This window comes from Gillisella terrae (genome assembly GCF_004801395.1).
Classification (GTDB): Bacteria; Pseudomonadota; Alphaproteobacteria; order Rhizobiales; family Rhizobiaceae; genus Allorhizobium; species Allorhizobium terrae.
Map to the genome: position 1 here is coordinate 210,863 of NZ_SSOA01000006.1, position 8,102 is coordinate 218,964.

The following is an 8,102-nucleotide window of genomic DNA, read 5'->3' on the forward strand; positions in this document are numbered from 1 at the left end:
ATGTCCTTGAGGCGTTTAGAATTTCTCGGGCCGGAGCAACGTTGCCACCAGATAGACTGCCAGGGCCGCTGCAATGAAAAGACCAATAAGGGGCTCAAGCATGGCACCCTCACAAACGCTGGAGAGAATGCGCATAAAGCGCGAGAGCACCGAAGATGCCCACGCCCAGCGCAATAAAGATGATGTCGGACATAGCCGCACTCCTGTTGTTTACAGGCACAATCTAGGCTGACTTCGGCTCAGGTTTCGATTGCGAAGAGCCGGTGCGGGCATAAAGAAAATATAAAGATCGAGCCTATGGCGGCGGAGGTCTTACAAATTGCTTCCGGGCGGATCTTTGAGGCTTCTGCATAATTCCTTAAATCGGAATCGATTTAAGGAGAAAATTATGCAGCAGCTTAAAAGTGCTACAGCGGATAGAAAAGTGCGGCAGCAAAACTTTATGTGCCACATATGGCGCAGGGCGCGGTAAAGAGAGCTTTCGCGGAAAGATATGCGGCTGTCGTGTGTCTCCAGCATCCATCATGGGGATCACACTTTTGTCGATTGAACATTTTGTAGAGCATTATGGCTTGCTCGCTGTCTTTGGCGGTGCGGGGATAGAAGGCGAAGCTGTGGTTTTTCTCGGCGGCGTGCTCGCCCATCGCGGCTTGCTGATCTATTGGCAGGTGGCAATGGCTGCCGCCGCAGGGTCGTTTCTGATGGATCAATTGCTGTTTTTTGCCGGGCGCTATGCCAGCGGCAATCTGTGGGTGCGCAAGCTGATTTCGCATCCGATCCTGATCCGTGTAACAGAGCTACTCGAGCGTTATCCCACCGGGTTTGTCGTGGCCTTTCGCTGGATTTATGGAATGCGCACCATCAGCCCGATCGTTATCGGTATGTCACGCATTCCCACCCTCAAATTCATGGCGCTGAACGCGATGGCTGCGGCAATCTGGGGGCCGGTTATTGCCGGGATTGGCTTTATCTTTGGCCACGGTATTGAAACGCTGTTGGGCCGATTTGCGCTCGAAGCACATCTCGCCTTCGCTTTGGTGGCCATTCTTGTGGTGCTGTGCGCCGCCGTTCTCTATCAAAAATATGCGGAAAAATAGCGCCAACAGCATTGGAACGAAGCGTGGAAACCGCTCTTTCTCTGTGCTGCATCATTTTCACCTTAAATTGATTCCGATTTGCGATGAAAATTATGCAGTAGCTGCACCAAGAACGCATTTCAACCAGATGTGTATAGGCTGAAGGTTTGATGTTTTGAATGTATTGCAAGACTGAAAGAGTAGAGGATATGAGTGACGCCGTTTCGGCCGCAAGCCGCTCCACACCTGTGCCGCGAGATTTCCATGCCATTGCCTGGCGCTTTCCGGTGGCCATTGCCGCAACCGGTTTGTTTGCAGGTATTTCGGGGATGCTGCTGGCGCTTTTGCTGCATGCCCTCCAGCACATTGCTTTTGGCTATAGTTTGGATGCGATCATTGGTCCCATCAGTTTTCTTGAGGGTGTTCAGCATGCCTCACCGATGCGACGCCTTATTGTGCTGTTGACATGCGGTGCCATTGCGGGCGTGGGATGGTGGCTTGTCTACCGTTTTGGCCGCCCGCTCGTGGCTATTCGCAAAGCCGTTGCCAATCCCGAATTGGAAATGCCGATCATTTCCACGCTCGGCCACGCTCTCTTGCAGATCATCACCGTCGCGCTCGGATCGCCGCTTGGCCGTGAGGTTGCGCCGCGTGAGGTGGGCGCCTTGTTTGGCGGCTGGCTGGGCAGAAAACTCAAGCTTTCTTTGGAACAGGTGCAGATTCTGATTGCCTGTGGCGCAGGGGCAGGCCTCGCGGCGGTGTATAACGTGCCATTTGCCGGTGCCGTGTTTGTTTTGGAAGTCCTGCTGGTAACGTTTAACACCCAGGTTGCTGCCGCCGCATTATTCACCTCGGCAATCGCGGCCTATGTGGCATGGCTTGGGCTGGGAGATGCATCACAATATGCCTTGCCGCCGTTGCAGATGGGGATTTCGCTTGTGGTCTGGGCCGCCATTTGCGGGCCGATCTTCGGTGTCGCTGGCCTCCACTATGGTCATCTGGCCGCCTGGGCCCGCAAGGCCGCGCCGCGCCAGCGGCAAATCATTCTGTGGTGTGTCGGTGCTTTTGGCCTGCTCGGCGTGTTGTCCATGGCTTTCCCGCAGCTTCTGGGCAATGGCAAAGGGCCAATCCAGTTAGGGTTAAACGGCGGCGTCTCAACCCAACTGGCGCTTACACTTCTTGTTTTGAAACTCTTTGTAACAACGCTGTGTCTGCGGGCCGGTGCTGAAGGCGGACTTCTGACCCCGGGCATGACGATTGGCGCACTCCTTGCCCTTGTGCTGGGGTCTCTGTGGAATATGCTGGGTTTTTCCCCAATCGCCATGGGTGCCTTCGCACTGATCGGTGCAAGTGCCTTTCTTGCTGTGTCCATGAACATGCCGCTGACGGCCATTGCCCTTGCATTTGGTTTTACCGGCGCAAATCAGGATTTTTATATTCCCATTCTGATTGCCGTATCCCTCGCAACCATGACGGCCAAGCAATATAGCCGGTTCGGATCCCGATAATCGTTTACAGTGCCTCTCGCCTCTGTGGTGAGAGGCACTGTTGATGGGTGCAACGCCCCTCCTCCGCAATCGCGTGTGGCGGTTAAGGTGCGCGTATCGGGACCAATAGCGTTGGACTGTCTTGGTGACGGTATGGAAGGGTGAGAGAACGATCAGGGTGCCGACGGCTGGTTTTTGACAATATCGGCCAGAACCGAAATGGCGATGTCCCGAGCCGATTTTGAGCCGCGAAAAAGACCGGCAGGCCCGTGGATGCGCTCGATATTTTCTTGTGAAAAGCCGCTTTTCAAAAGTGCTTCACGCCGCCGGACGTGGGCCGCCTCATTTCCAATCGCGCCGATATAATAGGCAGGTGATGCAAGCGCTGATGGCATGAATGCGTCTTCCCACAAATGATCATGAAACATGAAAACAACAGCCGTACGGGCGTCGGCAGCAAGCGCATAAGTCTTTGTGGTGCTGACAAGTGCTATGACTTCTACCCCCAATGACTTTGCATGTTCGCGGGTCATGGCATCGGGAGAGAGCAGTTGAACATCAAACTCGGAGATTATCGCCAGACGGGCCAATTGAACCGCAGATGGCCCGCTGCCTGCAATGATGAGCTGGCGTCGCGGCCTGTAGTGCACAGTGAACACGCTCGCAATATCGCTGCGGAATGCGGGCAAATGCAGGGTCATGATCTGCGGACAACGTTGTTGCAGTCCTCTATCGATAGAAATGAGGGTCTCGGTGGGCTGGCTCACATCAAAATAGAGGTCTATCCCACTGCCACATGGCAATTGGATGTCGAAATATTCCGATCCCTCGCCATATCTGACCAGACGGTTTTGGCCACTGGTCAGCGCGCCCAGCGCTTCGGCAACAATGGCGCGTTCAATGCACCCGCCAGATAGATAGCCAATGAACGAGCCATCTTCTGAAACCACCATTTGAGCTCCAGGATAGCGCGGTGAAGAGCCATCAATGCGAACCAAAGTCACAATGACGTAACGATTGCCCTTTCTGGCGCAATCAATCGCATAGTCCAAGACGTAATCGGTCAATGCATCCCATTGCATCTGATTGTGTTTCATATCGCACTTTTCATGGTCCATGCGCCCAGTCGCCTATTGGAAAAGCCATCTTGCAGCTACAAAACTTGCAAGATAGTTTATTGTATAATTTAAGCGTTTACAGCGTGCCTTGTGGGCCATAGATGGCGCACGCTGCTGTAACACCGCCTCATCGTGCATCTTCTGATTTGGTGATACGCATCTGTGCATAAGAGCACAGATGCGTTCAATGGGAATTTCCGACCACCTGCCCGGAAATATGAAGAAGCACTTGGTTAGACGGTGGGCACGGTCCCACCGTCAATGGTGTATTCTGCGCCGGTGATGGAGGCAGCGCGCTCGGACGCCAGAAAGGCAATCAGATTTGCCACCTCTTCCGGGTTGGCGGGGCGGCCAAGGGGTATGCCACCCAATGAGTCCATGATGATCTTTTTGCCGCCTTCAAGGTCTGTGCCTGCCTGCATTGCCAGTCGCTCCGCCAAATCAAGAGAGGATTCTGTGGCGATCCAACCGGGAGAAACCCGAACAACCCGCACGCCCTTGGGCGAAACCTCTTTGGAGAGAGACTTGCTATAGGTGGAAAGTGCGGCTTTTGCTGCTGCATAAGCTGTGGTGGACTCCGGCAAAGGAAGAACACTCTGGATCGACGTGACATGGATGACAACGCCACCGCCTTGGTCGATCATCTCCGGTAGCAATTGGCGATCGAGCCGAACAGCCGGATACAGATTGAGCGAAAATTCCTGATCCCACACCGCGTCTGAAAGGGCCGAGAAGCCTCCTGCGGGCGCAGATGAGCCGCCAAGCATGTGCACCAGAACATCAACTCCACCCAGATGCTGGCGGGCGGCCATGGCCACAGCTTTGCATCCGTCTGATGTTGTGAGGTCTGCTTCGACAAACGCTACCTCCGACATGTGAGGGGGACGCGAGCGCGCAGTTGTCAGAACCTGCGCGCCAAGCTGTTGAAACAATTGGACGGTGGCGGCCCCCGCACCTTTTGTTCCCGCCGTCACCAGAACGCGCTTGCCTTTCAGATTGATGAAATCTTCCATCACTTGATCTCCAGCTTTGCGATCTTCCCATTCGTGATGGTGAATGTATGCGTGAGTGTTATGGGGCTGCCCGCAAATGCACCACTGACGCTGGCCCGGACTTGGGTCACATTGCTTTCGGTTTTGACGTCCAAAGGCGCGACCACGAATTGCGATGCCTGCTTTGCCGCCGTCCACCAGATGCGGATAGCATCCTTGCCTTGATGCAGGCTTTGTTCATCGTCAACAACGGCATCCGTTGTGAATGTATCTATGAGCGCATCGGCATCATTGTGATGATCCGCCTCAAAATATGAGGCCACAATCGTTGGCATCGTCATGGTCTTCTCCTGGCTTTCGATTTCGATCTCTGCAGGGAGATGTAAGGCTCTTTGTTTCTTACGATAAGTGGGATAAAATGGCATCTTGAGATGAGAAAATCGGGACAATGGAACAGGCAAGCCTTAGAGAACTGAATGCAGTGATAACCATCGCCCGGCGAGGAACATTTCGTGCAGCCGCTGTCGAACTTGAAATGTCCACCACGGCCCTCAGCCATATGATTGCGAAGTTTGAGGCAGCTCTGGGCGTACGATTGTTTAACAGGACGACGCGGAGTGTATCGCTCACCGATGCTGGCAGGCTTTTGGTTGACCAGGTAACGCCCTCACTGCATGACATCTTTGATACATTGACGACTGTGCGCTCCCAGCGCGAAACCCCTTCGGGAACAATCCGCATCAATGCCGCCCCGTTTGCCGCCCGCGCCATCATGTCGCCAATCGTTGTGGAATTCCTTCGACGCTACCCCGATATGCACATCGATCTGGTGACGGAAGGTAAAATGGTCGACATTGTCAAAGACGGTTTCGATCTGGGGGTGCGGGTCGCAAGTCTTGTTCCCACCGACATGATCGCGGTCTCGCTTGGCAGTCCTCATCGACACGCGGCTATCGCGGCGCCCGACTATCTCGAACGATATGGCAGACCTATGGTCCCCGCCGATCTGCTTTCCCATAAATGCATCCGCGTGCGCCTTCCCGATGGCTCCCTTTTTCCATGGCGTTTTGAAAAACAGGGTGAACCGGTGCAAATCAACGTGCAAGGGCCCATCACGCTTGATGAAGCCAGCCTGGTAAAAGCCGCAGTGATTGAAGGCATGGGCATAGGATATGTCATCGAGCAAGATATCCTGCCGGATATTATTGCAGGCCGCCTTATCCGACTTCTGGAAGATTGGACGCCGCCCTATCCGGGCCTCTGTCTCTATTACCCCGGCCGTCGGAATCTTTCCGCGGGCATGAAAGCTTTTTTGGATCTGGCACGCGATTTCGCAAGACGGCAGAGAGCCTGATGGGAAAAGCGCATGTCCCATACCTTGCTTTTTTAACGGTCATGCCAGCGGTATAGACACACCAAATGCCGTGTCTATAGCTTGTCCTGAGAAGCCGTGGGGCGGACCTTGCATCTCTCCATGCCTGTCACAAGGTCATGATTTACTTCATATTATTTGTGACGGTTGTTGCGGCTGCGACGATACCGACGGGGCTTGCGACGATGTTTATGAACTTTGAGAAGTCGACGGATGGGTGACGGGACGCATAGATGACGTCGCGGTTTTTGACTTCGAATGTCTGTCCGATGAGGAGGCTGTCGGCTTTTTCCATGCTGAGGCGGTAGACGACGGGGTATTTTCCGTCCTTGTCGGGCTGCATGCCGTTGGCGAGGAGCTGCTTGACGCGGGCGGGGCCGACGAGATCCATGAGGACTTCAGGCTCTTCGAAGCGGAAGACGAAGTAGCCCTTCATGTTGACGGATGCGCTGTCTGCGCCGCCTGCGAGTGCAATGGCTTCGAGCAGGTTGACATCGCTCGCGCCAAACTCGACACGCTTGGCCTGTTTGACAGAGCCGAGAATGGTGAAGGTCTGCGGATCGCGGTAGACATAGATCTGGTCCTTGGGCTGGACCGGAATGTTTTCCTTGGGATTTTCGATGATATCCTTGAGCAGAACCGAGCCGCGCACATTGTTGCGCGTCAGGCTGATATAGGTCTCATAGGGCTGGGCGACAGCGCCGCCAACGCGGGCGAGCATGTCGAGAATGGTTTCGTGGCCAAGGCCAAGCGGGATGACGGCGGAGCGGGCAACGGCACCCGACACCGTGACATCGCGCGAGGACGAGGAGACCAGATTGACCAGAACATCGGGCTCGACGGCCTTGTTCTTGAGGGCGGATTTGATGGTTTCGCGCACCTGCTCAAGGGTTTTGCCCACCAGCCGCACGGTTCCGACATAGGGAATGGAGGCCATGCCATTGGGCTGGACCACGATGTCGATGCTTGCCTGCTTGGAGTTTTCGGTCGAGAACAAGCCGTCGGCACTGGCCTCAAAAATCGTCACCTTGAGAGCATCACCAACGCCAATCACCGGCACACCGGTGGAGCCACTGACCTTGAAGCGTCTTTGCAGCTTTCTGGCCTGGAAGGCATGGATGACATTGGCCATTCTGGCATCAACGTCAATCAGCTCAAACACTTCTGCACTGGCACGGCTCTGCTGGGCAGCGGAGCGTCCGGCTTCTCCAACAATATCACTTGCGAGGGGGCCATCCGCGGGCACCATTTGACAGCCCGATAACGCTACGCAGGACAAAATGACAATCGCTTGTTTCAATTATAAAAGTCCCCGTCGTTTCCGCGATTGTCAAATCATATTTCTGACGAACCGGCAAGGTCCAGATCGTTTCAATGCCGGGTTTTACACCTGCTGCGGATGCCGCGCCTGCACCAACACGGCACACGTGCGCACCCGACAGCATAAGGCCCACCAGACGATATTTTTTCAGGATTGGCACAGATCTATTACAGTTCTATTAAAGTTTAACCGCGTGAAGAGACGTGCTCAAACACCCCAAACCATCGCATCCGCCACGCCCGACTGGCGGATCAAATCATCGCAAGGCTTGTTGATATGGCGCATATCTTGATCACCGGAGGCTCCAGCGGCATAGGGCTGCACATTGCAGGTCTTTTGGTGCAGCGGGGCGATAGCGTCAGCTTGCTGGCACGCGACCAAGACAAGCTGGACGCGGCAAAACGCGCCTTGCAAAGCCAATATCCGAACAGCCGCCCGGTTCACACCCAAGCTGCCGACGTCACAGATGGTGCGGCGCTACACACTGCGGTCATGGAATGCGTTGCCATCCATGGTGCCATTGATACATTGATTGCCTCGGCTGGCATGATTATCCCCGGCAATTTTGCCGATCAAAGCGGTGCGGATTTTGATGTGCAGATCCATACCAATCTGATTGGAGTGAGCAATGCCATCCGGGCGGTCTACCCATCGATGATCGCAGCCGGGCGCGGCACGATCACGATCATTTCATCGGGTGCAGCCTTGCTGGGCATTCCGGGCTATACGGCCTATT

At 54.8% G+C, this 8,102-nt stretch carries 9 protein-coding genes; 4 read left to right on the forward strand and 5 right to left on the reverse strand.

Annotation, left to right across the window (positions count from 1 at the left end; all coding sequences use genetic code 11):
* Nucleotides 1–15: 15 nt before the first annotated feature.
* Complete coding sequence (gene kdpF, locus E6C51_RS20280) at nucleotides 16–135, reverse strand: K(+)-transporting ATPase subunit F (protein ID WP_083638641.1); 120 nt, start codon at nucleotides 133–135, stop codon at nucleotides 16–18.
* 404 nt (nucleotides 136–539) lie between these two features.
* Here kdpF and E6C51_RS13375 point away from each other — a divergent pair, with 404 nt between their 5' ends.
* Together E6C51_RS13375 and E6C51_RS13380 are read left to right on the forward strand one after the other, a co-directional pair.
* Complete coding sequence (locus E6C51_RS13375) at nucleotides 540–1,097, forward strand: DedA family protein (protein ID WP_190236348.1); 558 nt, start codon at nucleotides 540–542, stop codon at nucleotides 1,095–1,097.
* A gap of 188 nt (nucleotides 1,098–1,285) precedes the next feature.
* On the forward strand, nucleotides 1,286–2,584 hold the full coding sequence (locus E6C51_RS13380) for a chloride channel protein (protein WP_190236325.1): 1,299 nt from the start codon (nucleotides 1,286–1,288) through the stop codon (nucleotides 2,582–2,584).
* Nucleotides 2,585–2,736: 152 nt separating this feature from the next.
* On the opposite strand, the gene E6C51_RS13385 is transcribed toward E6C51_RS13380, so the two are convergent.
* From E6C51_RS13385 to E6C51_RS13395, 3 genes are all read right to left on the reverse strand, one after another.
* The gene (locus E6C51_RS13385) at nucleotides 2,737–3,681 is read right to left on the reverse strand and encodes an XdhC family protein (protein WP_190236326.1); all 945 of its coding nucleotides are present in this window, start codon (nucleotides 3,679–3,681) and stop codon (nucleotides 2,737–2,739) included.
* 233 nt (nucleotides 3,682–3,914) lie between these two features.
* On the reverse strand, nucleotides 3,915–4,694 hold the full coding sequence (locus E6C51_RS13390; protein ID WP_190236327.1) for an SDR family oxidoreductase: 780 nt from the start codon (nucleotides 4,692–4,694) through the stop codon (nucleotides 3,915–3,917).
* Entirely contained in the window at nucleotides 4,694–5,014 is a 321-nt protein-coding gene (locus E6C51_RS13395) for a nuclear transport factor 2 family protein (RefSeq protein WP_190236328.1), read from the reverse strand. Before E6C51_RS13395 ends, E6C51_RS13390 begins: the two co-directional genes overlap by 1 nt.
* A 107-nt stretch (nucleotides 5,015–5,121) precedes the next feature.
* Between E6C51_RS13395 and E6C51_RS13400 the strand changes: the two genes are divergently transcribed.
* Nucleotides 5,122–6,027 carry a LysR family transcriptional regulator gene (locus E6C51_RS13400; RefSeq protein ID WP_190236329.1) on the forward strand — a complete coding sequence of 302 codons (906 nt, stop codon included), beginning with the start codon at nucleotides 5,122–5,124 and terminating at the stop codon, nucleotides 6,025–6,027.
* Nucleotides 6,028–6,169: 142 nt separating this feature from the next.
* Here E6C51_RS13400 and E6C51_RS13405 read toward each other — a convergent pair whose 3' ends face one another.
* Nucleotides 6,170–7,345, reverse strand: coding sequence for a polysaccharide biosynthesis/export family protein (locus tag E6C51_RS13405; RefSeq protein ID WP_146938040.1), 1,176 nt, complete (start codon nucleotides 7,343–7,345; stop codon nucleotides 6,170–6,172).
* Between the two features lie 297 nt (nucleotides 7,346–7,642).
* Here E6C51_RS13405 and E6C51_RS13410 point away from each other — a divergent pair.
* Nucleotides 7,643–8,102 (forward strand): SDR family NAD(P)-dependent oxidoreductase (locus tag E6C51_RS13410; protein WP_190236330.1); only part of this gene is annotated, 460 nt, incomplete at its 3' end.